This is a genomic window from Labilithrix luteola (genome assembly GCF_001263205.1).
Lineage (GTDB): Bacteria > Myxococcota_A > Polyangia > Polyangiales > Polyangiaceae > Labilithrix > Labilithrix luteola.
Map to the genome: position 1 here is coordinate 1,786,256 of NZ_CP012333.1, position 24,589 is coordinate 1,810,844.

Here is a 24,589-nt window from a genome sequence, read left to right on the forward strand (position 1 = left end):
GTCCACTGCGGGGACGCGCCCTGCGTGATCGACCTCTCGAGATCCGGCACCACGGAGACATTCTGCGCCCTCGTAGCGGCCGAGGCCGAGGCGGCCCCCGCCGGCCGCGTCGCTTGCTGGGGCTGGAATACGGGTGGAGAGCTCGGCCGCGGGAAGGACGCCGGCGAGGCTCCGAGCGGACAGCCAGCGTTCGTTCCTGGAATCGAGGATGCGGCGAGCCTCGGCGGCAGCTGCGTCGTCCTCGCGGACGGAAGCGTGAAGTGTTGGGGAGAGGGCAATTTCCTCCAAGATGGTGGAGCCCTGACGACCCCGAGTCCGGTGACGCTGCCCCTTCCGCCGGTAAGGCGGATTCACGGAGCGAGCGACAATTCGATTTGCGCATTGCTCACGACGGGTGAATTGACGTGTCTCGGAGCCGGCGTGAGCTACGGTCGCCTTCCGGACGGCACGTTCGGTCCGTTCGCTCCAACGGAACCTACGGTCGTCACGATTCCGCCCGGTTCGCGCGTCGTCGACGTCGCCGCAGACCTCTCGCGCTTCGCTCTGCTCGAGGGCGGCGTGGTGCTCAGCTGGGGCTCGTGGTCGTCACTTGGGCGTGTATCGTCGTTGCCGCTCGATCCGCTTCCGATGCCCATCGCGCTCTCGAACGTGAGTTCCATCGATGCAGCGGGCGGCCACGTTTGCGCCGTCGCCAACGGCCACGTGTCTTGCTGGGGCCAAGGCAGACACCCCGACCAGAGCCCTCCGAGCCAGCCAATCCCCGAGCCCGTCCCCGGGATCTCCGCCGTCGTCCAGGTCTCCGTGGCCTCGACGGACAGCGGTCGGCGCGGCTGCGCCGTCACGGATCAAGGTGACGTCTACTGCTGGGGTGCAAACGAGCAAGGGCAGGCAGGCGACGGAACGCGAAAGTTTGCATTCTTCCCCGTCAAGGTCGTCGGGCTCAGCGGCGCCGCGGTCCTCGTGAGGGCTGCGCGCTCCTCTACCTGCGCGCTCCTCGAGAGCGGCCGCGTCGAATGTTGGGGCGACAACACACGCGGCGCGCTTGGACGTGGCAACCTCGGGCCGTTCGAGCTCGTGCCGGCGCCGGTGAAGCTGCCATGAAGTCACCGAGGGCTGCGCTGTTCGCTACCTTCATGATCGTTTCCGCCTGCGCCGGCGAGCCAAGGACGTGGGACACCTCCTCCCCCGCTCCCTTCGTCTCGGACGACGCCGCCGATTCGTCCTCCCCGGCGTGCCTGCTTCAGTGCTCGCCCGACTTTCGGTCCGTCGTGCGCTCCTGCGACGACGTCGTCGTGGAGACGTGTCCGCCCGAGCTCGGCTGCGCGGATGCGAGGTGCATCGAACCCTGCGCTGCCGCCGCTGTCGCGAAGAGCTCGCTCGGCTGCGAGTTTTATCTGCAACCGCCGCCGGTGAGCCAGGCGTACGCCAATAGCTGTTACGCGGCCTATATCGTGAATAGCTGGAATACGCCGGTCGACGTCGTACTCGAGCACGACGGAAGACCGCTCGATCTCTCCGGGGCGGTCTACCGCTTCGTTCCAGGTACCGCCAACATCGAGCGCTCGGAGGGTCCGATTCCCCCCGGAGACGCCGTCGTCGTCTTCCTCGCGAGCGCCCCGCCTGCTTCGACGTCGGAGGTTCACGTCGACTGCCCGGCGGGGACACGGCCGGCGCTCGATTTCTGGCCGTTGCCCAAGGGTACCGGGCGCGCCTCTTCGCTTCACCTGACATCGAACGTGCCTGTCAGCCTATCGACTGTTTATCCTTTTGGCGGCGCCGCGAGCCACTACCCTTCCGCGACATTGCTCTTGCCGGTCGCGACGTGGGGCAAGCAGCACATCGTCGTCGAGCCCTGGCAGAAGATCTTGGGCTATAGCGAGAGCCCGGGCGTTCAAATCGTCGCGTCGGAAGAAAACACCGACGTAACCGTAGTACCGAATGTAGACATCCAGGACGGTGTCGCCATCGTCGGTGGCAAACGAGGAGCGGCACTGAAGTACCACCTCTCGAGGGGCGAGGTGTTGCAGATCTCGCAGGCCGAGGAGCTCTCCGGGAGCCTCGTCGACGCGAACAAGCCGATCTCACTGTTCGGCGGACACGACTGCATGTTCATCCCGAGCGACGTTCGGGCCTGCGATAGCGCTCAGCAACAGATCCCTGCCTTCGAGCAGTGGGGTAGCGAGTATGTCGCCGTTCGCTACCGAGGTCGTTCGGGAGACAACGAGGCGTCTCCCTACAGGATCGTCGCCGCCGTCGACGGAACGGTGCTGACGTACGATCCCGCGCCCCCCACCGGCGCCCCCTCGCAGATGAACGCAGGGAAGGTCGTGACGTTCTGGACCGACAGCCCCTTCGTCGTACGGAGCCAAGACGCCGAGCATCCGTTCTACCTCGCCGCGTACATGTCGGGCGCCAATACCATCCCCAACAATGCATTGGGGGATCCAGAGTTCGTCAACGTCGTACCGGCAGGCCAATACATGAGCGCGTATATGTTTTACGCGGACCCTACCTACACGGAGACGTCCCTCGTCCTCATTCGAGCGAAGTCGACCAAGGGCTTCGAGGACGTGTGGCTGGACTGCGCAGGCGGGCCGGTCGAGGGATGGACCGCCGTGGATAGCGCGGGGAGATTCGAATACCGCCGCGTCGATCTCGCTCGTGCGGGTGGACACGGCGAGACGTTCCCGGGCGGCACATGCGCGAACGGACTGCAGCGGATGCGAAGCAAGGGGCCGTTCACCGCGACGCTCTGGGGCTGGTCGGACTGGGCAAGCTACGCCTACCCGGGCGGAATGGCCCAACGGAAACTCGTCAGTCGACCGCTCGAAGTTCATTGAAGGTTCGGTCCAGCCACACGACCAGGTTGTTGTCGTCCTGCAGCGACACCACCGCACCGGTGTTGCCGCTGGTCTTGCTGCTCCAGGCCACCCCACCGTCGGACTTGTAGACGACCAGGTTGCCGTCAGCCTGCATCACCACCTTGTCGGGAGTGGCTCCCATGGTGCCGGACGCCCAGAGCGCCTTCTTGCTGGGCAGAAGCTCGTACACCACGAGGTTTCCGTCGGTCTGATAGGCCAGCTGATACTTCTTGTTCGGCGATTCGATCGACGTGCCCACCGGCGTGACGGTACCGCTCTTGAGCGTGATGCCGTTGATGCCTGCGCACGACGTGGTGCCGAGCGCACTGGCATCCGGCACCCTCGGCACCGTCGGCGTAGTGGTCGGGGACGACGGCGTGCTCTCGGGCGGAGACACGAAAAGGTTGGATGATCGCGATCACATCGTGGGGCGGGAGCTCCCGATAGAGCCGTCAGGACTCCGTCGCGGTCTGCTCCGCGGGCTTTTCGAACGACCGGTTCCTTGTCACGTCTGTCTACTGCCGAACGCGGCATCGTCTATCCACGCGAGTGACACGATGCGCCAGGCTTCGTCGATCTGCGCAAGCTGGAAGAATTTCGTACCCACGCCAGCGTAGGGCTGGCCGTCGAGCCGCCCGGATTTTTCGTACCTCGAGCGGCGGACCGCCAGCGAACCGAGGATCTCGTTTTCCGATTGCGTTTCCCACTCGTGAAACTCGACGAGTCGTCCCGACGTCAGGAGCTCGATCCTCGGTCTCACGAATTCATCCGGTGTAGTGATCTGCACGCCTCGGCCGGAATGGGTCGCGATGGTGGCGTTCGACGCGAAGAGCATGCCGAACGCCTGGGCCTCTGGAACACGGCCCGCGCGGTTGTCGAAGACCCCGAAGAATCGGGAGATGACCTTGTCGATCGCTGCGTTGGAACCGGATTTCATTCGGGCGGCGCCCCGTGAAGAGCTCTCACAACGGCATCCATCTGCAAAGACTACCTCGCCGGGCACGAGCCACCCAACGGTGACGCCATGTAGCGACGATTGCCGAAGCGCTGTACCGGTCCGCGCCAGCGCTCGTCGTCGAGAGCTTCCTCGTCGAAGCGGCCGCCGGTGTAGCGATCGATGACGCGCCCGTGGTACCGCCCGTCGTCGTCGACGTCGAGCTCGAGCATCTCGCTGAAGTCGTAGACGTACAGCTGCAGCAGTGCGCCGAACACGTTGTGCTCCTCGGCGATCGATACGACCTTCGGTACTCTTCGTGCGACTCGACGGCAAGTTCCACCCCATCCTCGCCCGTTTGTGGCGCTGAACAATCGAACGCCCGCCTGTCGAAGGAACTTGGTTACTATTCCAAGGCCGACGGAGGTACACGCGTGAATCCTCGAATGGAGATCCACCTGGTTTCGCCCACGGAGGGATGTCGAGAGAGCTTCTTGCGTGCGCTTCGTGAATTCCGACACGAAGGCCTTCCGTGGTGGGTCGGAGGAGACCTCGAGGGCATCGAACAGGACTTCCCGGCATTCGTGGCAAAGAAGCTGGCCGACTCGAATCGGAGAACCGAAAACTTCGTTCCCGCGACGCATCTGTGGGCCGTGGCAGAAGAACAGTTCGTGGGACGTATCTCCATTCGGCACGAGCTGAACGAAGCACTTCGCGTCGAAGGCGGCCACATTGGCTACGATACCGTGCCGTCCTTCCGAGGCCGCGGGATCGCTACGGAGATGCTGCGTCAGGCTTTGCCAGTCGCTCGCACGCTCGGACTAACGGCGGTGCTCCTCACGTGTGACGACACGAACGCAGCGTCCATCCACATCATCGAAAGAAACGGAGGTACGCTGCGGGAGACAAAGGTCCTCAATTCCAACAGACCTCCGAAACGCTACTACTGGATCATCTTGTCGTAGCAGCTCACCCCAGTCCTGACGGAACGCCGCCGCCCGTCGGCTCGCGACGGCGGCGCTCGCCCATGCCGTTTCCCGTGCGTCACCGGCTACGATGTCCTACTCACCGAGGGATGACTCCGCGCGGGAGTCGGCATGGCGATCGTCACAGCTGGGTGAGCCCGCCGTCGACGACGAGATCGATCCCGGTGCAGAAGCTCGAGTCGTTCGACGCGAGGAAGAGGGCCCCTGCACGGTGGTGACGCCGCGCCCGAGGATCGAAGCGGCCTTGTCGAGCTCGGAGCGTCTCCAACCTGTGATGAAGACGTGCGCGCCTTCTTCGATGAACCGCCGCGCCGTCGCGAGACCGATTCCACTGCTGCCGCCGGTGATGACCCCGACCTTGCCTTCGAGCTTTCGCATGGGCTCTCCATTCTGCGGCTCCGCGAGAGCGCGGAGTCCAGCCGCGCGAGAGTCTGGCGACGCGCACGACGAGTGAGAAGTGCGCCCGTCCGCATGGGCCTTATTCCGCCGGCGAATACCGGATGCGCCTCCTCAACGAGCCTTCAGCCACGAGCACTCGGCGAAGGTCTCTGCGAGGAACTCGATGAAGACCTTCGCCTTGCTGCTCGTGCGCCGATCGCTCGGATAGACGGCTTGGAGCGGCACACGCTCGGGCGCAAAAGTCTTCAGGAGCGATACGACGTTGCCCGTGGTGAGCTCCTCGGCGAAGAGCCATCCGGGCACGTGCGCGATACCGAGCCCCGCGAGCACGGCGGCACGAATGCTCTCGGCGTCGTCGAAGCGGGTCGGCCCCGAGGGCGTGAAAGGGATTGGGCCCTTCGTCGTGCGAAATTCCCATGGCCGCGGCGCGCCGCGGAACATGAAGGCCACGCACGCGTGCCTCTCGAGCTCGCTCGGCTTGTGCGGCTCTCCGTGACGAGCGACGTAGTCGGGAGACGCGACCGTCACGATATCGAAAGTGCCCATCCGGCGAGCCACGAGCGACGAGTCGCGGAGGCTGCCGATTCGAATCGCAACGTCGACGCCCTCTTCGACGAGGTTCACGTAGCGGTCGGAGACGTCGAGCTCCACGCGAAGCGCGGGGTAGCGCGCGAGGAGCACCGGCAGGTGAGGCACGACGTACATTCGGCTCAATGCGCTCGGCGCGGCCACCCGAAGCTGGCCTCCGGGAGCACCATGGCCATGGCCCGCGCGCGCCTCGGCGGCGTCGAGATCGGCGAGCAAGCGTACCGCGTCGTCGTAGAAGGTACGCCCTGCCTCGGTCATGCTGAGTCCGCGCGTCGTCCGCCGAAGCAGCTGCGTCCCGAGGCGTTTCTCGAGCGCCGCGACCTGCTTGCTCGCAGTCGATTGCGCTACGCCTTCGGCGCGTGCCGCCTTCGAGAAGCTCGACGTCTCGACCACGCGAACGAAGAGGCGCATCGTATCCAATCGATCCATTGGACGCCTCGTCAGCGCGTGATCTCACGCCGGCGCGACGCTACCCGAGCGGTGCCGTAGAGGACCAAGCGGAGAGTAGGGTCGTCGTTCGTGGCCGGGTCGCGAGGCACGGTCTGCAACGAAGCTGGAATCTTTGGCGGAGGAGGAGAGATTCGAACTCCCGGTACCTTGCGGTACGGCGGTTTTCAAAACCGCTGCCTTAGACCACTCGGCCACTCCTCCGAACGGCGAGCAGGCTAGCACAAGCTCCGGCCGAGGGGAGCTCTCGTCGCGCAGGCCCTGAAAGGCCCGAAAAACCTCAGCCCTGCCTGCGCGGCGTCCTGGGTGGACGAAGCTGGCCTCGTCCGGCGTTACCAGACCACGGGCGTCGGCGAGGACCGATCGACCTTGGTTTCGTCACCGAGCTGGCCCTCCCCGTTTGCTCCCCAGCAGCGAACGTCACCGTCGCTGTGGCACGTGCACGTAGACCCCGCGTTGGAATGACCGCCCCCCACCCTGACGACGTCGGAGAGCCCGGGGACGAGAACGGGTGACGGCGAGCTGTCCATCGTGCCATCGCCCAGCTGGCCGCTGAAGTTCGCTCCCCAACAGTAGACGGAATGGTCGGAGAGGCTCGCGCAGGTGTGAAGCGTTGCAGCACTGATGCTCTCGACCCCCGACAGGCCCGCGACCGTCGTCGGCGACACGCTGTCGTCCGTCGTTCCATCACCGAGCTGGCCGCCCAAGTTCCATCCCCAGCAGCGGAGAGAGCCGTTGACCTCGTGCGCACATGAATGCAAGTCACCGAGAGCGAGCTTGTCGACGGCGGCGAGCCCGACGACCTCGACAGGTGACGATCGGTCCGTGGTCGTCCCGTCACCGAGCTGGCCGTTGGAGTTCGATCCCCAACAGCGGACGGAGCCGTTGTCGAGGCGTGCGCAGGTGTGCCCATCGCCAAGGGAGAGCCCCACGACGCCGGACAGGTTCGGAACCGCGGTAGGCGATGCTCGGTTGGTCGTCGTTCCGTCGCCGAGCTGACCGGAGGTGTTCGATCCCCAGCAGCGCACCGAGCCCCCTTCGACAATCGCGCAAGAGTGCCTTCCCCCCGCGGCGAGCTGGACGACGTTCGATAGACTGGGAACGGCGGTGGGGGCGAGACGGTCGCCGGTGGTACCATCGCCGAGCTGGCCGTAGCCGCCCCACCCCCAACATCGAACAGAGCGATCTTCGAGGCGCGCGCACGTGTGGGCTTCACCTGCAACGAGCTGGACGACGTGAGTCAGCCCAGGCACCAGCTGAGGCGAGACCTTTATCGTTTTCGTTCCGTCGCCGAGCTGTCCGTAGGCGTTCGATCCCCAACAGCTGACGGAGCCATCCTCGTGGCGCGCGCACGTATGAACCGATCCCAAAGCGACCTCGACGACCGGCGGAAAGCACACAGGCCGATTCATCCCCGCCGCCCTCCATCCCGCAGGGCAAGCGGTGCACGCGCGATCGACGCTCGCCGTGCCGGCTGTGCTCGCATAGGTTCCGGGCTGGCAGTCGCTCCACGTGACGCAGCTTCGGGCGTTGATCGTCGCATTGAAGCTGCCGTCTTCACAGGGCTTGCACACCCGGTCGGAGATGGCGTCTCCGTCGACCGCGAGGAAGTCTCCGGCAGAACAGTCGTTCCACGGGACGCACTCCGTCTTGGTCTCCCAATCGTCGTCCCAGGTGCCGCTCGCGCATGCTTGTTTGGGCGCCGAGCCGCCGGCGCAATACACCCCGACGTCGTCGCACGCCGTGCACACCGATGCGGACGTCGGAGTTGCAACGCTCGTCAGCTCCGAACCCTTGGGGCACGTGGCCGCCGCGAAGCAGGCGGTCTGGTTCGATGACGAGGAGTACGTTCCTTGCGCGCACGGCGTGCATTGGCGATCGGTATCCGGAGTGCCTTCCGCGCTCACGTGCGTGCCAGCCACGCACGTCGACCACGCAACGCACGCGGTGGCGGGATCCCCATCGTCATCCCAGAATCCGTCCGCGCATGGACTGGCTCCATCGCTGCTCGATTCGTTGCCGGACGTACTCGACGATACGGCCGCGCATCCGCACACCAGCAAGAGAGGAATGAGCAGCGCCACAGAGGAAACGCCAACGAACGCTCGTTTCGTCCAAGCGAATCGCCCTCCGACACTCGCCGCACGCGAGAGGTACTCCTTCTCGTTCATTGTGAGCTCCTCATGTTCTTATCCAGCCTTCGGGCTGTCGGCCGCCTCCAGCGGACACGGACCAGGGCGAATGGCTTATTTGATATCGACAGGGTTGACCGGGCGGAGCCCACGCGAGGCAGGGAACGCATAGCTCGTCGCCCCCGTTGCGCTCTTGGTCGTTCCGTCGGCAAGGATCCCGTCCTTGCCCCAGCCCCAGATCATCACGCCGAAGTCTTGCGTACTGCTCATCTCGTGACGGCCATTGTCGCAACCGCCTTGGCGAGCGCCGTCCGTCACGAGATCCAGTCGGGTGTATTCGTACCGGTCGGTGAGCGGCTTCCAACCGGAAATGACGCCTGCGCAATCGAGCTTCACGTCGGCGAATTCACCCCCCTCGGGGCGCGTCCGCGTGACGACGAGGCTTGTCGTCGGATAGGTCGGGTCCGTGAAAAAGAGATAGTTACGCAAGAACTGGGCAGTCGGTACGACCGTCGTGAACTCCGGGTCGCCCGGACATCCGCGCTTGCCGCAGGGATCGATTTGGGCGCATGAAGACATGAGCTCGGCGATGAAGAACGGGTGCCTCTTGTCTTGGCTTCGCACGACGAAGGGCTCGAGCGAGTGAATCCATACGTCCTGTCCAGCCTGGATGGTCTTCGGAGCTCCCGGAGGCGCCTCGGGCTCGTATCGAAGCACCGTGCCGTCGACCGTGCCGACGAGACGATACTCGTGGGTCTCCGGACTGACGGGACGACACTGGCATGTCGCCGTGTACGGCACGTTCAGGCATTGGCCGACGCTGTCGTCTTCGGGTGCAGGAGCAAGGCGATCACGATGTCCGACGGCGGCATATTCCCAGCCGAGCGTCGAAACGGTCGGGAGCTGCTGATGGGCGGCGTCGCACGGGGCACCCCAGCAGCGCGACCCGCTGATGACCAGGAATGGCTTGTTCCCCGAGAGAACCAGCCCTGTCAGGTCTTCGATGCGGACGAGATGGTAGGCCTTGTCCCTTGTCAGCCACAGGCTCGACGTCTTGCCTACCTCGGTGGGCATCACGAGGTCCGCTCCACCGAGTGGCCTCGTCTTCGGGGCAAGCGTGATCTCCGTGTCATCGTCGGTCGCGATGAGGTCGACGAAATTGGTGCCGGGAGGTGTCACGCTGACGTAGCTCTTCCCCCACGCATTCACCGGAAGAAGGATGGTCGCGCCCGTCACGTAGCTGTCGGCTCCGCCGTAGGGGTAGATATCGGACGCCACGACGGGCTCCGATGTCTCGAGGAGAATCGACGGAACGTAACCCGTCCACGGGCTCGACGGCGCGAAGTCTTGCGGCTGGCTCCGCGCGTGCTTCATTGCGGGCTGGGCAGGACAGGACTTGTAGTCCCCATTCGCGGAGGTCGGACCGGCAATGAACGCTATCGCAAGACCATTCTCGGGAATCTGCCCGTTCGGCAAAGGCTCATACTCGATATCGTTGCCGCTCCCTTTCGGAAGATAAACGAAATCGCTGCCAGCGACCTCGAGTCCTTCGCTACGGAGCTTGACGTCGACGGGGCGCGGCGACGTGTTGGTCAAGAAGACCGCGTAGCAGCCTTGCTTCCCTTCGTAGGCGTCCGGCACGACGGTGTAGAAGGAGCAGCCCTCCGCGGACTGCTTCTCCTTCGCCGCTTCGCATGCGTCTTCGATGCACCCTCCGGCGAAGCATCGTTGGCCCTCCGGACACGCGCGGAGTTCCTGTCCTTCACAAGCGACGGCTTTGCCGCCGGACGAACACGTGCACTGACCAGCATCGGCCGAGAATCCAGGCGCGTTGGTCGCGGGTGGGGTGTCGGCAGTCTGTTCGAAGCCCCGCTCCGATGCCGCGCAGGCGACGGCCACCATCGTGCAAGCCGTCAGAAGCAAGAACCGCGGCGTCATCAGTGGATACCTCCCGGAAGATCGCTCGTGTCGATAGGGCGGAATCCGGCACCGATCGAAAACGCATAACTGGCGGCGCACGTGAACGTGCCCGGACCGTCATGGGCCCCGCCAGTCGCCAGGGATCCCCAGCCCCACACCGTCCCGGTGAACGGCGCGTCACTATGCATCTCGCGGACGCCGTTTTTGCAATTGCCTTGAGGCTCGTAGTTGCCTCTGGAGAGATCGACCCGCGTAAACTCGAGATCGCCGGAGGTTCCGAGAGGCGCCCAGCCCGAGAGGCTCCCCGCGCAGTCGAGGACCACGTCGGCGAATCCGTCCTTACCGCGACGTCTCACGACGACGAGGTTCGTCTCGGGATAGAACGAGTCCGTATAGAAGCGATACTGCTTCATGTATTGAACGACCGGAATCACGGGAGTAAACTCGGCCGCCCCGCGAACGTCTCCGGTCCAATATTCTTCGGGCGGATTGGGCATGTATTCGACGCCGGCGCTCATGTACCCATAGAGGGCAAACGAATGTTCGGCATCTTGGCTCGAGACGACGAACGGATCGGTCGTCTTGAACTCGGCAAATTCGCCCGCAGAGAGCTTGGTGGGCGCCCCCCTGGGTGTGGCGGGCTCGTAGGTGAGCACGGTGCCGTCAGCCGCACCGACGATGCGCCACACACCGTTTTCCACGACGCCCTCGTAGCGATCGCGGTAGCGAACGGCCACGTAGCGATCTCCGAGCGATCGCGACGGAGAGACCTGTACTTGTACCGAAGACCCTCGCTCCTTGTCACAACACTTGTCCGGTCCATCGACAGCAAAATTGGCAGCACCAGCGAAGACGCCGACAGGCTTGTTCGAGTGAATGAACGATCCGGTCAGGTCGTCGTCCTGCACGAATTGCAGGATCTCTCCGCGGCCGAGTCGGTAGGACCGTACGTCGTGCGCTGCGAGTGCAGGGAGATCAGGTGCACCCAGGAGTGGCTCGCGCGGGCGAATCTCGACGACAGAGTCCTCGCGCCCGACGATCTGAATGAAACCTCCGGGCCAACCGGAGTAGTGTGCGGGCGCCGGCATGGCCATCACGTAGTCGCGATCCCACATCGTGGTTGCACCGATCAGCGTCGCTTCGTTCAAGAGCGCTTCACTGCTGCGGATCTGCACTGGAACGTCGGATTCGACTTCGAAGGCACGTGCCCTGCCCGATTCGTTCAGCCCGACCACACGCACCTCATAGGGCTCGAGGATCAGGGATTCGCCCTTGCAGTATCTTCCTGCGAGTCCAACGATGATCGTTTCTCCGGGAGCAATCGTATTGCTCTCGACGGGCACGTTGTCGGAGGCGCGGACAGCGTGGCCCGCGAGGGAAAACGTCTCGTTGCCGTACGTGAACTTCAGCGTCGCAGGGGTGCGCCAGATGTTCGTTACGACGACCGCATGACAGCTGTTCGTCATGCTCTCGGGGGGTCGCGGTACGAAGAACTCACAGCCGACGTTGCTGCGGTTCCATTTTGCCGACTCGCACGCCGATACGCACGTGAGGCCACCGCAGCCTTTGTCGTCCGCGCAGGTCTCGACGAGCTGTTCGCGACAGTCGAGGATGCGGCGCAGATCGTCCGAGCAGTGGTTTGGGCAAGCTCCGGATCCGGCTTCGGAAGCCCCATGGTCGATCGCTGCCCCGCCATCGCGGCCGGCAGCGTCTGGGTCTTCGAAGCGGTTCGCGTCGGCGCTCGAACAGTGCGCGGTAAAGACGACGGCTCCGAGCAAACACGTTCCAATCGCGAATTCCAGGATAGTACGCATCAAGCCCTCGTCACTTGATCGCGATACGCCGCACGTTCGTCCGGCCTTGCACGAGCTCAGGGTTCCCGTTTACGGACTCGGGCTCGACTTCATCGAGCCAGTAGACGAAGTGATCGTCGACGACCGGCCAGCTCATGTGTTCGACGATGATGCGGCCTTCCGCTGGGGAAGGCGTAAGCTGGGTTCTTTGCTGGAGCGCTGTCGCCAAAGGCACCGCGCGCGCATCGTCGGCCGGGCCCAAATGGAGCATCACCAGCGCGTTGGCATTCTGCTCGAAGCTCCAATAGTAGCCATTCGTGAAATAGATATTGCTACCGTTCGTCGCAACCCCCGTCACGGGTGAATACGAGTTCTGAAACAGGACGGAGGTCTTCGCGGGCGACTTCGTCCAACGGAGCAAGCGATGCTCGCCGTAGACGTCGGGAGCCGAATAGAACATGCCGCTCGACCAGATCACTCCGTCGTCCAAGGGAGCGAGACCCGTCACGCGTATCGTCGTCCCGATGAGCGTGGCGATCTTCGTCGTGAGGTCGACGTGAACGATATCCACGGGAGTAATCGGCGGATACGTGCTCTTTGCGACGTAGAGGTCGTTGCCCCGAATGGCGAGATGACCCGCCGAAAAGTCGAGGAATGGCTCGAACGGACCGTCGGGCAGCGTCATCCGGGAAATGCCCCCCGGTCCGCCAACGTAGAGATGCGTTGCGGTGGCCGCGAACGCGAACGCTGCCTGCTGGGAGATCTGGTGTACGTCGCCGCCCGTCTTCGGCAAGCGGAAGACTCCGACAGGATATCCAAAGTAGACATCGTCCCCCGCCACGATTGCAGCGGTGGGTTCGTTGTCCGAGTTCATCCACGTCAGGTCCACGAGACGCGTGAACGTCGGGTGTTGAGATTTCTCCGCACGCTCGATCGCGTAGTACTTTTCGCTTCGCCCGAAGACGTAGAGCGCCTGATCATCGCCGAAGAGCACCGTCGATCGGTAGAGCGAGAGGGGAAACGTCTCCGCGGTTCGGCACACGCCAGCCAAGCAAACGGGGCCTATTCCACCATCGACAGGCGGACCACACAGGTGGCCGCACGTTCCACAGTTCGCGTCATCGCTCTGGAGATCCACGCACGCGTTCGCGCAGATCGTGTTCTGACTCACTGGACAACGACACACGCCGTTTTCGCAGAAGGAGGACGCGGGGCAGCTATCACACGCGTTCGTGTTCTCGGTGGGCGTGCTCGCGTCCTGGTTCGTGTCGGGCGGCGCCAAAGCGGGCGGCTTCTCTCCCGGATCGACACCGAGGATCCGGAGATTGTCGTCCGAGGTCGCGCAACCTACGGCTATCGCGACCAGAACCGTGGAGAAGAGAGTTACCGGCCGGGCAACCGAGCGATGATTCATTCTGCACCTTGCTTGTCGGCCGCACAACTCGACGACAGGCGCGCGTTCAAAGGCGAGCTCGGACGGTTGGCCGTGAAACGACGCGCCTCCGATCGAGCCAGATCTCTCCGCCCCAGATCGCAGAGCACGAGGACCTTCTGCACGCGCCGTTCGTCCGCAAGAAAGCCCTTCGGAAAGCGACGCTCATGCTCTTCGACGAACGAGAGGGCGCTTTCGTGATTCGACGCTCGGGACGCCTCACTGGCCCCGCGGAGAAGCCGAATCTCCTCCGCGAGCGAGGAGTCCGGGGCCGCGCTCGGCCCAGGGACGGTTCGCGCATTACGCGGTGTGCTGCTCGGCACGATCGTCGGCAATGCGTCGACGCTTATCGTCGGGGTCGCGGGCTCTGCAGGTGGAATCGGTGACTCGGTCGGGACCGTACGCTCCACCGACTTCATCGCGGGGACAGGGGTAGGCTCGACGCGCGTCTGCCGAGTGATCGCGCCGGCGCCCACGAAGAGCACGCCCGCGGCGACCAGCCCGAGGCCCCAGCGGCCGAGGCCGGAGCGGCCCAACCGCGACTGCCCACGACTCGCGGACGACACCGAGGCAGCGCGAAGCTTGGCGAGAACTCGCTCGTAGTCCTCGTCGCCCGGTGAGTAGGCATCCTGCGTCTCTTCGACCAACGCACGGACCAAGTCCTCTCCTGACTTCACCTCGACCTCCAACCTTCTTGCGCCTGGATTCGATGCGCTGCTTCCGCGAGCTTCGTTCTCGCAAGGCGTAGCCTCGACGCCGCTGTGTTGGGGGGAATCCCAAGTATTTGCCCGATCTCACGGAGCTTCTTCTGCTCGATCTCTGCGAGGACGAAGACCGCGCGCTGCTCGTCGTTCAAAAGCGCGAGCAGCCTCTCCAGAAGCCGCACCGCTTCCCTCCTGTCCGTGCTGGAGGTCGGGCCCGGGGCGCTCGCGTCCGGCAAGTCATCCACCGCGTTCGTGTTCTCGCGGCTCGATTTCAACCGTCTTCTGTGCCGGCGGACGACGTTGTAGAGGACACCGAAGAGGAACGAGCGGACATCGGCCGGGCTCTTGGCATCGAGCAGGTCGCGCGCGACGAGGAACGCCTCCTGCACCACGTCGTCGGCGTCGACCTCACTCACGCCGAGACGGCGGGCGCTCTTCCAGACGTACGCGAAATGCTGCCGGTAGTGATGTTCGAGCCGCGCGTCCGTCATGGGCGACGAGTGGAGGTTGCAGACGAGCGCCGACGCGTTGCCCATGCTCGGCCCATTGGCCAGCGAGCAACCGCTTTTCGTCACTCGATTGTCAGAAAATCGTGACCTCGATCGCGAGGGTTACACGCACGCCCAACGAGACGCTGTGAACTCGGTACGCCACGTCGCCGATCTGGAGGCCGTATTGCGGGGCCTCGAGTGGGAGAGTCCCATAGACGCTCTCGACGAAGTGGATCGACGGACTCAGCCTTTCGCGTCCAAGCAGGCCCGCGCCGACTGCGAACCAACGTGCTTCGTCGGAGCGCCGCTCGGCCGTGCCGAACCCTGACGCGCGCGCGGTGGTGAAATCGAGGCCGGCGCAGGGACCGACCTGCATCACCCCCAAAGAGATTGGAAGGAAGCATCCGCGCGCGACGGCGCCGGCAGAGCTCACTCGAATCCCGTACGCAGGACGCTCTTCGATGGTCATTTGAACGGGCGTCGAGGCGATGACTCCGACGTCCAGGCGCAGCTTGTCGCGGAATGACACGTAAATTCCCGCGAGTGCTCCGGTCGTGGGACGCCCGAACGTTGCGAGCTCGATGGTTGGCCCGATCCCCACCCCCAACATGAAGCTCTGCCTTTCCGTCGGCCTCGGCCTGCGCACCTCCGCCCGCGGCGGCCCCGGCGTTGCCGGCGGCGCCCCCGGAGATGGCATCGTGGGCGTCGGCGTCCGTGTCGGCTGGGAGGGTGCGTCGTCAGGCGGTTCTGAAGCCTCTTCCCCACTCGGGGCGAGGGGTTCGCTCCGGAGGGCCATCGCGGGATCGATGGCGAGGGCCACCATCACGACCGCCGCCGCGGTGACCACCTCACACGACGGGTCCTTGACCGTGCGCTTGCTATCGAGGTTCCCCGAGCGAATCCCGAGCGACAAGACGAAGCTGCCCGATGGATCGCGACGAACGCGCCCCCGGGCGTGAACCTTCACCGCGGCGCGCGAATCGCCGAGGGCCCGTGAAAGCTGCTCGAGGAGAGCCTCACGGCTGGGACATGACGTCGGTGCATCCCAAGCGAGCTCCAAAGACTCGAGGGCTGCTCCCTCGTCGGCGCGCGCAGCGCGAGGGCTCGATAGGATCACCTGAGAGGCGACCAGCATCGAGAGCGCGCAGGTAAGCCTTCGCCAGCGGCGCACACGACACCTTCGGTCGTCAGCTTACACACGCAGGCCGCGCTCCGAAGTGAAATCCGACGGCGAGCTAGGCGCCGCTGGGGCTCGCGCCGCGATCAGGTCAACGGATCGTCCCCCATCCAAATGCGGGGGCCGGGCCCGAGCTTCGATGCGCAGTCGCCGGGATTGGACAGCTTGCATTGTTCGAAGGAGAGGCAGCCACACCCGATGCAAGCGGTGAGACCGACCTTCAGACGCTCGAGCTCGGCGATCCGCTGGTCGATCCTCGAAGTCCACGTGCTCGATAGGCGCGCCCACTCGCGACGGCTCGGGGCGTAGGGGTCAGTGAGCTTCGCGAGCTCCACGCCAATCTCCTCGAGCGTCAGCCCAAGGCGCTGCGCAAACACGATGAACGCGATTCGCCGCAGGACGGGGCGCGGATAACGCCGGTGGCCAGAGCCCGCTCGCACGGACGAGATCAGCCCCTTCTCTTCGTAGAAGCGGAGGGCCGAGGAGGCGACGCCGCTGCGACGCGAGACATCGCTGATCGTGAGCAACGTGTTCATTCGCAAAGAAAAGCACATACGCCCATTGACTTCAAGTTCACTTGAACTTGTAGGTTCCTCTGTATCCCAGCGCGACTGCCGTCGGCGGGTAACAGGAGACGTTCGATGACCATCACTGATCGACACGCGCACGCTCGGAAAATCCTCGTCACCGGCGCGACGGGCCACGTCGGACGACATGTCGTGAGCGAGCTACGCGACGCTGGCGCTCACGTCCGTGCTCTCGTCCGTAACCCCGACCGCGCGAACATTGCCGATGGCGTCGAGCTCGTCCGCGGCGACCTCTCCGTTCCCGAGAGCTTGGAGGCAGGCCTCGAAGGTGTCGACGCCGTCTTCTTGGTATGGCCATTCCTCACGGTCGAAGCGGCTCCCGCGGTCCTCGAGACCATTGCCAAGCACACCCGGCGGCTCGTCTATCTGTCCGCCGCCTCCGTAAGCGACGAGCGTGAGGAGCGCGATCGTCCCCAGGATGACGCCAAGCGGCCGCCCCTCTTCCACACCGACATGGAGCGCTTGATTGCGGCTTCCGGATTGGAGTGGACGTTTCTGCGTCCCACCGGATTCGCGACGAACACGCTCGGTTGGGCTCCGATGATCCGCGCAGAGAGCGTCGTCCGCTGGCCTTTCGGAAAAGCCACGCGATCACTGATCCACGAACGGGACATCGCGGCCGTCGCGGCTCGGGCGCTGACCAGTGATGGCCACGTGGGCCAAAGGTACGTCCTCACCGGACCGCGAGCGCTGACGCAGATCGAACAAGCGCAGGTCATCGGCGAAGCGATCGGACGCTCCGTGCGCTACGAGGACCTGTTTCCCGACGAGGCGCGGAGAGTGTTGCTCGCTGCGTGGGGCAATCCGGACTTCGTGGAAGCCGCAATCGAAGGTTGGGGGCAGATGGTCTCTCAACCCGAAGCAGTGACGTCGACGGTGGAACAGATCACCGGCATCCCCGCACGTACGTTTCATGAGTGGGCGGTCGAGCACGCCGCCGACTTCCGTTGAATCGAGGCGAGATCCAATGAAGAAGCTCGAAAACAAGACGGTGCTCATCACCGGCGGGACGACCGGGATCGGTTTCGAAGCCGCGAAACTGTTCGCGTTGGAAGGTGCGAAGGTCACGGTGACGGGGTCGAACCCGGCAACGTTGGACCATGCGCGCTCCGCGCTGGACGGCATTGCCGACGTCATCGCGTCGGATGCTGGAGTCTCTGCCGACATCGAGAAACTCGCGCGCGAAATCCAGGCCAAATATGGTGCGCTCGACGTGCTGTTCCTCAACGCAGGAATCACGCGCTACGGGCTCATCACATCGATGGATGAGGCCGCACTCGACGAATCGTTTCGCGTGAATTTCAAGGGTCCCTGGCTCGCGCTCAAGCACTTCACGCCAATCATGCGGAGAGGAGGGAGCGTCGTGTTCAACACCTCTTGCACGAACCAACAGGGGACCCCCTACACGAGCGTCTACGCCGCCACGAAGGCGGCGCTTCGTTCACTCGCCCGAACGGCGGCGGCAGAGCTCGCCGAATCCGGTATCCGTGTGAACGCGCTGAGTCCTGGTCCTACGGATACGCCCATCCATGCGAAGAGCGGCATTGGAGACGCGGTTCGAAGCGTGATTTCTCGCATTCCTCTCAAACGTTTGGGCACCGCCGAAGAGATGGCGAAGGCGGCGCTCTTCCTCGCGTCGGACGACTCGTCGTTCATGACGGGCGAGGAGATCGTGGTCGACGGCGGAATGACCCGCGTGTGACGCCATCCCCCGTCAGCGGTGCGGAGCTGACTTCGCCGCCCGTCGAAGGCCGCCGACGGGCAGTCCGCTCGGTACGCCGGTCGGAATCCGATCGTCGAACTCCTTGTCCGCCAGGGCTTCGAAGAACGCGGTCACGTCGTTGCGCGCACTTCCGTGGATGCCACTCACCTCGCCGAGCGCCGGATCGAGGTCGCGATCCACCGAGTCGTAGAACTCGTACACGGCATCGAGCGTGGCGAGTGACCCATCGTGCATGTAAGGCGCCGTTCGCGTTGCGTTGCGTAGCGAAGGGGTACGAAAACGGCCGCGTCCATCGCCTCGATCGACGGCACCACGATGCGGCGTTCCGGCGCCAAGCGCGTGGAGTTCGAAGTCCGAGAACATCGGCCCGCCATGGCACGTGGCGCATCCGGCGGAGACGAAGCTCGAGAGCCCTCGCTTCTGAGCGCTCGAAAGGGCCCCGGAATCGCCGCGAGCGTAGCGATCGAAGGCGCTCGAACCGATCGACAGCCCCCGCTCGAACGAGGCGATGGCCATGACGATGCGCTCTTCGGTGATCTCACGGGTGCCGAACGCCGTCTCGAAGCGGTCCTGGTAGGCAGGAATGGCCGCGAGCCTTCGCGAAAGCTCGCCCCCCACGTCGCCATCGATGAGCATCGTCCCGCGCATCTCGCCTTCGGCATGAAGTGGCCCACGCGCTTGAGCCTCGAGGGATCGCGCTCGGTTGTCCCAAAACATCGGCGCGTCCTCCGGTGGGACCAAGTGCCCTTCGCCCCGCAGTCCATTCCATGTCGCGAGGAGCACCGTGGGTGTGTTGCGCCTGAGCTCCACGTTGCCGGTGCCTCGGGCGAGGCGCGCCCCGTCGGTGTACGCGAACGCGGGATCGTGGCAGCTCGCGCACGAGACATCGCGCTCTCCCGACAGCAAGGGATCCCAAAACAGGAGTCGTCCGAGCTCGCGCTTTTCCTCCGTTAGGGGATTCGAGGCAGGAGCGTTCACGCGTCGAGGGATGGGCTCGAGTGCATTCACCCCGCGCGGGGCGACCGGCTCGGAACAGGCGGTTGTGAGCGCGAGTGAAAGCACGAGTCCGAAGACGCGCATCTCGCGAGCCACGGCGAGGCCTGCGAGGAGGAGATGGCGCAACAGGTTCATGCGTCGACTTTGAGCCATGCGCGCACGCATCGAAAGACGAAGGATCGCAACCGATCACTGCATTCATGCAACGCCGACGTCACCAACTTTTGCGTCTCGCCGTCCGCTCGAGTTATCCCGAACGGTGAGCCACGAGGAGCGCGAGTGCCTCTCGCAGCGCTTCGTTCACCTTTTCCGCGCGGCGCCGATCGTCCATGAAGTCGAGGTGCTGCAGTCCTACGAACGCTGCATATTCGATCTCGGCGAGCACGCGTGGGTTGCGATGTTTCGCCGCGCGGTGGAGCTGGGCGACATACTCCAGGCGGCGTTCATCCACGCGTGACACGGCCTCGCGCGCTCGCGCGTCGTGGAGTGCCCACGCGCGAACCGCCCGATCGAGACGATGGTCGAGGCCGAGAACGACGTCGTCGAGCCGCGCCGCCTTGCCTGGCAGGCTCGCTTCGCGTGACGACACCGCGATCGGCTGCTCCGTGAGATCGGCCTCCCATTGCTGTAGGAGCGCAGCGAGATAGGCCTCCAGATCGACGAAGTGATGATAGAAAGACCCTTTGGTTTTCTCGAGAAGGAGGCAAATCCGTTCGATGGTCAGGGCCTGATACCCCTGATCGCGAAGCACGGAGAGTCCTGCGAGACACCAGTCTTTCCGAGAAACCCGCTTGCTCTTCACGGCGCTCGTGGTGCTCATCGCCAGAGCCTCATGATTCGAGCGTCCATGTGCCGTCGCGTCGAGTCAGCCGCGCGCTGCGCAGACCGAACGGCTCCGGCGTGATGTGCCGGGCCGCATCCCAGACCTCGATCCGATGGGGCTCGAACCGGAGGAGCACGAAGTCATCGCCTTCGGGGCCGTCGGGGAAAAACGCCCACCAGGATGGCATGAAGCGACGAACGCGCTCGGCGCGAGCGTCGACGATGCGGACATTTCCCATGAGGACGACGCACGCCGCCTTGCCGTCGTCTTCGTAGACGAGCGTTGCCGTGCTGTCCGCGCGAAGCTGCTCCGTCTTGCGCGAGGTCGGACTCGTACCGAGCCACACGCCGAAGTCGTCATCGGGCGGGAATGGCTGAAGTACGCGTGCGCCGATGCCCTCGACGCTTCGGGTGGCGAGCACACAGTACTTCTTGCGCCGCATCGTGGAGCGCGCTGCGCGGAGGATCCGATCGACGTCGTCGACGTTCTTGGTTCGCGCCCAGCGACGGTAGAGCCGCGCCAGATGGGGGACGACCATGGGGATGAACCGGGCTCGTAGGGAAGCCGCCGAGAGCATGAACATACCATACGGTATGGTACGGAACCGAACAAGACCCGGTCGGAGAGCACAACCGTCGCTCGTGACTCGGCCTGTGCAAGGGGGGGTGGGGCGCGCATCGTTGCATCAATGCATCGATACGTTGAGATCTCGCGCCTATCAATGCACCAACGCATGATGCACTCTCCGATGGGTGAACGGACACCGCGGAGAGAGCAACATGCGTATTTCTTTGTCATTCGTGAACTCGCTGACGCTTTGCGCAGTCCTCGGCTGCGCCCTGATCGCGGGCGTGTTCTTCGCGTTCTCGACCTTCGTGATGCCGGCGCTTGCGCGCCTTCAGACGGGACAGGGCATCGCCGCAATGCAGTCGATCAACATCACCGTGCTGAACCGTTGGTTCCTCGGCGCATTGATGGGCACCGCCGCGGCGTGCCTCGTCCTCGCTGCACTTTCCGTAGCGAACTGGCACGCGCCGTACGCCCGCCTTCGTCTCCTCGGGTGCGTGTTCTATCTCGTAGGGACGATCGGAGTGACGGGCGCCTGCAATGTTCCGCGCAACGAAGCGCTGGCCGTGCTGCGTGCGGAAGACGGCGACGCGGAGGCCGCTTGGCGTTCCTACGTTGCGGAATGGACGTCTTGGAACCACGTCCGAACGGCCGCCGGATTCACCGCGGCGGCGCTCTTGGCCATCGCACTCATGCGCCCCTCGAGTCCGTCCTCGGAGGACGCGGAGAGGACCTCTCCGCCCGGCGACACCAACGCGACCGTCTCTTCTCCGTGACGTCCTTTCACGACGTCCACGTGGTGACATCCTCACCGCGCCGCGGACCGCTCGAAGGATTGGAAGACAATCGAGCCGGGCAAGTCACATGCTCGGAGGCGCGGACTCGTCGTTCCTCTCGTGCGCGTGCTCGCTCGTATAGCTCGGGAAACCCCGTTGGACGGACGTCCATCTCGCGAATTCAGCCGGGTACGAAGTTCGCGAGTCCTCTGCCGTCTGCTGCCAGTCGGCGCTAGTCTGTTCCGTGCATGGCTTATCTAGCGCCTTTGATCTTCGGCGTATGGGCGGTCGCTGCCCTCGCCTTCGCACTCCTCTGCTGGAACGCCATGCGCTCGTCGTCCTCGGCGCTCGCTGCCGAACTCGCGCGGAGGGGCATTCGCTACCAAGGGCTCAGCGCGCAGGGCACCGCATCGCCCGCGGCTCAAACCGCGCTCGACCGTCCACTGAACGGGATCTTGCTCGAGCGAAGCGACGGCATTCGTGCATCGATCTCGTCCAACCCATCGCAAGGCGCGGCCACGTTGCCGGGATTCGGGCCCGTGTACCCGCAGCATACACTCGTCGAGGTACCCGTGGCGTTGCCGGATCAACTCATCTGCGCGCCCGACCGTGCGCAGGTGGCGTTCGGGCCGTTTTCACCGCCGCCGGTGCGCACCGCGAATCCTCACTTCGATCAACGCTTCGGTGTTTACGTGCGCCCCGAAGATGGCCATGTCCATCGGACAACTCCTCCGGATGCCGTGCCGTGGGCGCACTCGCCGGCCGCAGCCACGCTCTTCGCGAATTTCGACACGCTCGGCTTCGTCGCGATGCACGTTCAGGGAGGACAGGCGCGGATTCTCTTCGCGCCGATGGCAGTCGACGGCTTGGTTGCGGCAATCGATACCGCAGCTCTGCTGGCGCATCCACACGAAGGTCGACGACCTGCGCATCGTTCGAGTCCAACGTGGCAAGGCCGGGCCGCCCCCATCATGCTCTGCGTCCTCGGATTCGTTCCGATGGTGATCGGCCTTCCGATGCTCTCCTATGCAACGGAGGCCGGCGTCGAAGTGGCGGGATCCGACGTCGCCTGCCCGAACGGCGGCGTGTTCAAGGGTCGCTTTCGCAACAACCCAGCCAAGTGCACGCTTCCGGACGGCACGTCGTACTGGGCCGACGAAGGCGCGTTTACGGCCTGGAGATTTGCGCTCTCTGCACCCTACGCTCTTGCGGTCGCGGCCGCGGCCGCGGCGCTCTACTTCAAGCGCCGCGGCGAGACACTGCGCGTCGTGCATCGAAACTTGACGAGTTGAGGGTCGGACTCGGATGCAGCCGCGGCCGTGTCGAGGACGCGACGACGAATGGCCATACGGCCTGTGTTTCGCCCCGCGCGCCGCGTGAGGATCCCAAGCAGGTCACCCGACGTATCGTGCCCACGGCCCTGGGCATCACCGAGCACGGGGGCGCGCATCTCATCCGCGGGATCGGATGACCTCGATGAGACTGGTCCAGTTGTCACGTCCATGGCCGGCGGCGATCGCTCGGTGGTAATGCGATTGAACCGCCCGCGGCAGCAGGAGATCGATGCCTGCAGCTTCGCTGGTACCGACGATGTGATCGGCCGTGGCCCCCATCATCGTCGTCGTGCTCAACGCGCCTGGGTGGACGCCGCTGTCGATCTGATTTGCAGTCTCGGGAGCTCCAATGATCGTGTCGGTCAGGCGGAGAGTCCCGAGCACTTCGGGCAGGAACTGCGCGGCGGTCACGCCGGCCGATCCCACGAGCGCGGTTGCGTGCAGGACGCTCGACAGTGTCGTGAGGAACACGTCGAGCTGCGCCTGGTAGTAGAGCTGCGCGAGCCCAGGTTCGACTCCGACGTAGCGCGGTGTCCCCAGGATGCGAAGGGTCGCTTCGTGCGCCTCGAGGATCTCCCGAGGACCGCTGTAGTAGATGAAGCTGGCTTCGGTTCCGACGAGCGGCGCGGGCACCATCACGCCTCCGGTGAGGAAGCGCGCCTGGTGTGCGTTGGCCCATGCAGCGGCCTCGCGCGTTCGATCTGGCGTGTCGGAGCTGAGATTGACGAGGTCTTTGCCGGCCAGGTCCCCCGTGCTCGTTCCGAGGACGTCGTACATCGCCTGGTAGTCGGTGAGACTGAGGATGACGAGCTTGGAGGCTGCGAGCGCGTCTCTGGGACTCGCCGCGAGCTTCGCTCCTGCGTCGACGACATCGGCGGCGCGGGCGGCGGTACGGTTCCAGACCGTGACCGAGTAATCTTTCGCGAGGAGCACGCGCGCCATCGCCTGGCCCATGGGGCCGAGACCGAAGATGGTCACGGAGTTCATGCCATCACCTCCGTTCCTTTCTTGCCTGCACGAAGCTCTTCGAAGATGCGAGAGAACCCCTCTTTTCCGTGCCCAGCGGCGATCTGTCGGCGGATGAGCGCTTGCACCGGCGCGATGATGTCCGGGCTGACGCCTTGATCGATGCTCGTCTGGACGATCTTGCCGAGGTCGGAGAACTCGAGACTCTGCTGGCCCTCGCCGGTGTAATTCTTGGCATCGATGATGGCGGCGAATCCGCTGAATCCTGCCGTCATCGCGGCGAGGAACGGCGTCGTGCGCGAGGCGAATTCGGTCGCGGTAACGCCGGCGGCGCCGACCATGGCAGCGCCCTGCATGAAGCCGCCGAACATCACGTACATGCTGGCGAGCATGGCGAGGTCGTAGAGCGAGGCCATTCCCGCGTCGGGCCCGAAGTACGTGCTCTCTCCCCACAGGTCGAGCACCGGCTTGTGGTCGCCGAACACGGTGCTCGATCCGCTGTACAGGATCGCCGATCCCGGTCCGCCGATCATCGCGGGCACGGCCATGATGCCGCCGTCGAGATAGGCCACGTCATGATCGTCTGCCCACGAGGCGAACTCGCGAGCCTGGTTGGGAGTAGTCGTCGTGAGATTCACGAGCGAGCGATGGGCCATGACGTCGGCGACGGGACCGAGCGTCTCCTGCACCGAGCCATGATCGAGAAGACACGTCACCACGAGCGGGCTCACGGAGACAGCGTCGCGGACGGTCGAGGCGAGCTTTGCGCCTCTTGCGACGAGAGCATCGGCTTTGCCTGGTGTTCGGTTCCAGATGGTCGTCGGATGGCCTGCGTCGATCAGCGCGGCGGCGAGCGCGTGGCCCATGGCGCCGAGGCCGAGCAAGCTCACAGCAGTCTTTTGGTTCGTGGTCATGGCTGCATCATCAGCCTCGCCACCGAATCAGCAAGTACC

Annotated in this window: 24 protein-coding genes, 1 tRNA gene and 1 pseudogene; 7 read left to right on the top strand and 19 right to left on the bottom strand. The window is 64.7% G+C overall.

Annotated elements, in window-relative coordinates:
• Positions 1-24: 24 nt before the first annotated feature.
• Both AKJ09_RS08085 and AKJ09_RS08090 read left to right on the top strand, forming a co-directional pair.
• Positions 25-1,101 carry an RCC1 domain-containing protein gene (locus tag AKJ09_RS08085; RefSeq protein WP_169927367.1) on the top strand — a complete coding sequence of 359 codons (1,077 nt, stop codon included), beginning with the start codon at positions 25-27 and terminating at the stop codon, positions 1,099-1,101.
• Complete coding sequence (locus AKJ09_RS08090; RefSeq protein WP_146646607.1) at positions 1,098-2,840, top strand: IgGFc-binding protein; 1,743 nt, start codon at positions 1,098-1,100, stop codon at positions 2,838-2,840. The genes AKJ09_RS08085 and AKJ09_RS08090 overlap by 4 nt, the downstream gene beginning before the upstream one ends.
• On the opposite strand, the gene AKJ09_RS08095 is transcribed toward AKJ09_RS08090, so the two are convergent.
• From AKJ09_RS08095 to AKJ09_RS08105, 3 genes are all read right to left on the bottom strand, one after another.
• Positions 2,815-3,201 carry a hypothetical protein gene (locus tag AKJ09_RS08095; protein WP_169927368.1) on the bottom strand — a complete coding sequence of 129 codons (387 nt, stop codon included), beginning with the start codon at positions 3,199-3,201 and terminating at the stop codon, positions 2,815-2,817. The genes AKJ09_RS08090 and AKJ09_RS08095 overlap by 26 nt on opposite strands.
• 165 nt (positions 3,202-3,366) lie before the next feature.
• On the bottom strand, positions 3,367-3,696 hold the full coding sequence (locus AKJ09_RS08100; protein WP_146646609.1) for a DUF4440 domain-containing protein: 330 nt from the start codon (positions 3,694-3,696) through the stop codon (positions 3,367-3,369).
• A 152-nt stretch (positions 3,697-3,848) separates the two neighbouring features.
• On the bottom strand, positions 3,849-4,073 hold the full coding sequence (locus AKJ09_RS08105) for a hypothetical protein (protein WP_146646610.1): 225 nt from the start codon (positions 4,071-4,073) through the stop codon (positions 3,849-3,851).
• Between the two features lie 156 nt (positions 4,074-4,229).
• Here AKJ09_RS08105 and AKJ09_RS08110 point away from each other — a divergent pair, with 156 nt between their 5' ends.
• Positions 4,230-4,760, top strand: a complete 531-nt coding sequence (locus AKJ09_RS08110) for a GNAT family N-acetyltransferase (protein WP_146646611.1) — start codon at positions 4,230-4,232, stop codon at positions 4,758-4,760.
• Between the two features lie 213 nt (positions 4,761-4,973).
• Here the strand turns inward: AKJ09_RS08110 and AKJ09_RS56025 are convergent.
• The 11 genes and pseudogenes from AKJ09_RS56025 to soxR form a co-directional block, all read right to left on the bottom strand.
• Positions 4,974-5,159 (bottom strand): annotated as a pseudogene (locus tag AKJ09_RS56025) (SDR family NAD(P)-dependent oxidoreductase); the annotation flags it as partial.
• 132 nt (positions 5,160-5,291) lie between these two features.
• Complete coding sequence (locus AKJ09_RS08120; protein ID WP_146646613.1) at positions 5,292-6,197, bottom strand: LysR family transcriptional regulator; 906 nt, start codon at positions 6,195-6,197, stop codon at positions 5,292-5,294.
• A gap of 134 nt (positions 6,198-6,331) precedes the next feature.
• Positions 6,332-6,419 (bottom strand) — tRNA-Ser (locus AKJ09_RS08125).
• A gap of 128 nt (positions 6,420-6,547) precedes the next feature.
• Positions 6,548-8,386 (bottom strand): RCC1 domain-containing protein, encoded by a 1,839-nt coding sequence (locus tag AKJ09_RS08130; protein WP_146646614.1) that lies wholly within the window; start codon positions 8,384-8,386, stop codon positions 6,548-6,550.
• 75 nt (positions 8,387-8,461) lie between these two features.
• Complete coding sequence (locus tag AKJ09_RS08135; RefSeq protein WP_146646615.1) at positions 8,462-10,285, bottom strand: IgGFc-binding protein; 1,824 nt, start codon at positions 10,283-10,285, stop codon at positions 8,462-8,464.
• The gene (locus tag AKJ09_RS08140) at positions 10,285-12,081 is read right to left on the bottom strand and encodes an IgGFc-binding protein (protein WP_146646616.1); all 1,797 of its coding nucleotides are present in this window, start codon (positions 12,079-12,081) and stop codon (positions 10,285-10,287) included. The genes AKJ09_RS08135 and AKJ09_RS08140 overlap by 1 nt, the downstream gene beginning before the upstream one ends.
• A 10-nt stretch (positions 12,082-12,091) precedes the next feature.
• Complete coding sequence (locus AKJ09_RS08145; protein ID WP_146646617.1) at positions 12,092-13,474, bottom strand: hypothetical protein; 1,383 nt, start codon at positions 13,472-13,474, stop codon at positions 12,092-12,094.
• The gene (locus tag AKJ09_RS08150) at positions 13,471-14,169 is read right to left on the bottom strand and encodes a tetratricopeptide repeat protein (RefSeq protein WP_146646618.1); all 699 of its coding nucleotides are present in this window, start codon (positions 14,167-14,169) and stop codon (positions 13,471-13,473) included. Before AKJ09_RS08150 ends, AKJ09_RS08145 begins: the two co-directional genes overlap by 4 nt.
• Positions 14,166-14,732: an RNA polymerase sigma factor gene (locus AKJ09_RS08155; RefSeq protein WP_146646619.1), complete on the bottom strand. Its 567-nt coding sequence runs from the start codon at positions 14,730-14,732 to the stop codon at positions 14,166-14,168. Before AKJ09_RS08155 ends, AKJ09_RS08150 begins: the two co-directional genes overlap by 4 nt.
• A 46-nt stretch (positions 14,733-14,778) precedes the next feature.
• Positions 14,779-15,822 carry a hypothetical protein gene (locus tag AKJ09_RS08160; protein WP_146646620.1) on the bottom strand — a complete coding sequence of 348 codons (1,044 nt, stop codon included), beginning with the start codon at positions 15,820-15,822 and terminating at the stop codon, positions 14,779-14,781.
• Positions 15,823-15,950: 128 nt separating this feature from the next.
• On the bottom strand, positions 15,951-16,400 hold the full coding sequence (gene soxR / locus AKJ09_RS08165) for a redox-sensitive transcriptional activator SoxR (RefSeq protein ID WP_146646621.1): 450 nt from the start codon (positions 16,398-16,400) through the stop codon (positions 15,951-15,953).
• Between the two features lie 105 nt (positions 16,401-16,505).
• On the opposite strand from soxR, the gene AKJ09_RS08170 reads away from it, so the two are divergent.
• Together AKJ09_RS08170 and AKJ09_RS08175 are read left to right on the top strand one after the other, a co-directional pair.
• The gene (locus AKJ09_RS08170; RefSeq protein WP_146646622.1) at positions 16,506-17,402 is read left to right on the top strand and encodes an NAD(P)H-binding protein; all 897 of its coding nucleotides are present in this window, start codon (positions 16,506-16,508) and stop codon (positions 17,400-17,402) included.
• Between the two features lie 16 nt (positions 17,403-17,418).
• A complete protein-coding gene (locus tag AKJ09_RS08175) occupies positions 17,419-18,153 on the top strand; it encodes an SDR family oxidoreductase (RefSeq protein ID WP_169927369.1) in 735 nt (244 codons plus the stop codon).
• A 12-nt stretch (positions 18,154-18,165) separates the two neighbouring features.
• On the opposite strand, the gene AKJ09_RS08180 is transcribed toward AKJ09_RS08175, so the two are convergent.
• The 3 genes from AKJ09_RS08180 to AKJ09_RS08190 form a co-directional block, all read right to left on the bottom strand.
• Entirely contained in the window at positions 18,166-19,305 is a 1,140-nt protein-coding gene (locus AKJ09_RS08180) for a cytochrome-c peroxidase (protein ID WP_169927370.1), read from the bottom strand.
• A 112-nt stretch (positions 19,306-19,417) separates the two neighbouring features.
• The gene (locus tag AKJ09_RS08185) at positions 19,418-19,990 is read right to left on the bottom strand and encodes a TetR/AcrR family transcriptional regulator (protein WP_146646625.1); all 573 of its coding nucleotides are present in this window, start codon (positions 19,988-19,990) and stop codon (positions 19,418-19,420) included.
• A 10-nt stretch (positions 19,991-20,000) separates the two neighbouring features.
• Complete coding sequence (locus AKJ09_RS08190; protein WP_146646626.1) at positions 20,001-20,531, bottom strand: pyridoxamine 5'-phosphate oxidase family protein; 531 nt, start codon at positions 20,529-20,531, stop codon at positions 20,001-20,003.
• 262 nt (positions 20,532-20,793) lie between these two features.
• On the opposite strand from AKJ09_RS08190, the gene AKJ09_RS08195 reads away from it, so the two are divergent.
• Entirely contained in the window at positions 20,794-21,336 is a 543-nt protein-coding gene (locus AKJ09_RS08195; RefSeq protein WP_240488418.1) for an anthrone oxygenase family protein, read from the top strand.
• A 248-nt stretch (positions 21,337-21,584) separates the two neighbouring features.
• Positions 21,585-22,628, top strand: coding sequence for a hypothetical protein (locus tag AKJ09_RS08200; RefSeq protein WP_146646628.1), 1,044 nt, complete (start codon positions 21,585-21,587; stop codon positions 22,626-22,628).
• A 159-nt stretch (positions 22,629-22,787) separates the two neighbouring features.
• On the opposite strand, the gene AKJ09_RS08205 is transcribed toward AKJ09_RS08200, so the two are convergent.
• Positions 22,788-23,657, bottom strand: coding sequence for an NAD(P)-dependent oxidoreductase (locus tag AKJ09_RS08205; protein WP_146646629.1), 870 nt, complete (start codon positions 23,655-23,657; stop codon positions 22,788-22,790).
• Positions 23,654-24,550, bottom strand: coding sequence for an NAD(P)-dependent oxidoreductase (locus AKJ09_RS08210; RefSeq protein WP_146646630.1), 897 nt, complete (start codon positions 24,548-24,550; stop codon positions 23,654-23,656). The genes AKJ09_RS08205 and AKJ09_RS08210 overlap by 4 nt, the downstream gene beginning before the upstream one ends.
• Between the last annotated feature and the right edge of the window lie 39 nt (positions 24,551-24,589).

Excerpts from the sequence above, each read along its gene's own strand:
- AKJ09_RS08090 (WP_146646607.1), top strand. The coding sequence starts at position 1,098 with ATGAAGTCACCGAGGGCTGCGCTGTTCGCTACCTTCATGATCGTTTCC.
- AKJ09_RS08100 (WP_146646609.1), bottom strand. The coding sequence starts at position 3,696 with ATGCTCTTCGCGTCGAACGCCACCATCGCGACCCATTCCGGCCGAGGC.
- AKJ09_RS08120 (WP_146646613.1), bottom strand. The coding sequence starts at position 6,197 with ATGGATCGATTGGATACGATGCGCCTCTTCGTTCGCGTGGTCGAGACG.
- AKJ09_RS08130 (WP_146646614.1), bottom strand. The coding sequence starts at position 8,386 with ATGAACGAGAAGGAGTACCTCTCGCGTGCGGCGAGTGTCGGAGGGCGA.
- AKJ09_RS08135 (WP_146646615.1), bottom strand. The coding sequence starts at position 10,285 with ATGACGCCGCGGTTCTTGCTTCTGACGGCTTGCACGATGGTGGCCGTC.
- AKJ09_RS08140 (WP_146646616.1), bottom strand. The coding sequence starts at position 12,081 with ATGCGTACTATCCTGGAATTCGCGATTGGAACGTGTTTGCTCGGAGCC.
- AKJ09_RS08145 (WP_146646617.1), bottom strand. The coding sequence starts at position 13,474 with ATGAATCATCGCTCGGTTGCCCGGCCGGTAACTCTCTTCTCCACGGTT.
- AKJ09_RS08155 (WP_146646619.1), bottom strand. The coding sequence starts at position 14,732 with ATGGGCAACGCGTCGGCGCTCGTCTGCAACCTCCACTCGTCGCCCATG.
- AKJ09_RS08160 (WP_146646620.1), bottom strand. The coding sequence starts at position 15,822 with ATGCTGGTCGCCTCTCAGGTGATCCTATCGAGCCCTCGCGCTGCGCGC.
- soxR (WP_146646621.1), bottom strand. The coding sequence starts at position 16,400 with ATGAACACGTTGCTCACGATCAGCGATGTCTCGCGTCGCAGCGGCGTC.
- AKJ09_RS08170 (WP_146646622.1), top strand. The coding sequence starts at position 16,506 with ATGACCATCACTGATCGACACGCGCACGCTCGGAAAATCCTCGTCACC.
- AKJ09_RS08175 (WP_169927369.1), top strand. The coding sequence starts at position 17,419 with ATGAAGAAGCTCGAAAACAAGACGGTGCTCATCACCGGCGGGACGACC.
- AKJ09_RS08180 (WP_169927370.1), bottom strand. The coding sequence starts at position 19,305 with ATGAACCTGTTGCGCCATCTCCTCCTCGCAGGCCTCGCCGTGGCTCGC.
- AKJ09_RS08185 (WP_146646625.1), bottom strand. The coding sequence starts at position 19,990 with ATGAGCACCACGAGCGCCGTGAAGAGCAAGCGGGTTTCTCGGAAAGAC.
- AKJ09_RS08190 (WP_146646626.1), bottom strand. The coding sequence starts at position 20,531 with ATGGTCGTCCCCCATCTGGCGCGGCTCTACCGTCGCTGGGCGCGAACC.
- AKJ09_RS08200 (WP_146646628.1), top strand. The coding sequence starts at position 21,585 with ATGGCTTATCTAGCGCCTTTGATCTTCGGCGTATGGGCGGTCGCTGCC.
- AKJ09_RS08205 (WP_146646629.1), bottom strand. The coding sequence starts at position 23,657 with ATGAACTCCGTGACCATCTTCGGTCTCGGCCCCATGGGCCAGGCGATG.
- AKJ09_RS08210 (WP_146646630.1), bottom strand. The coding sequence starts at position 24,550 with ATGACCACGAACCAAAAGACTGCTGTGAGCTTGCTCGGCCTCGGCGCC.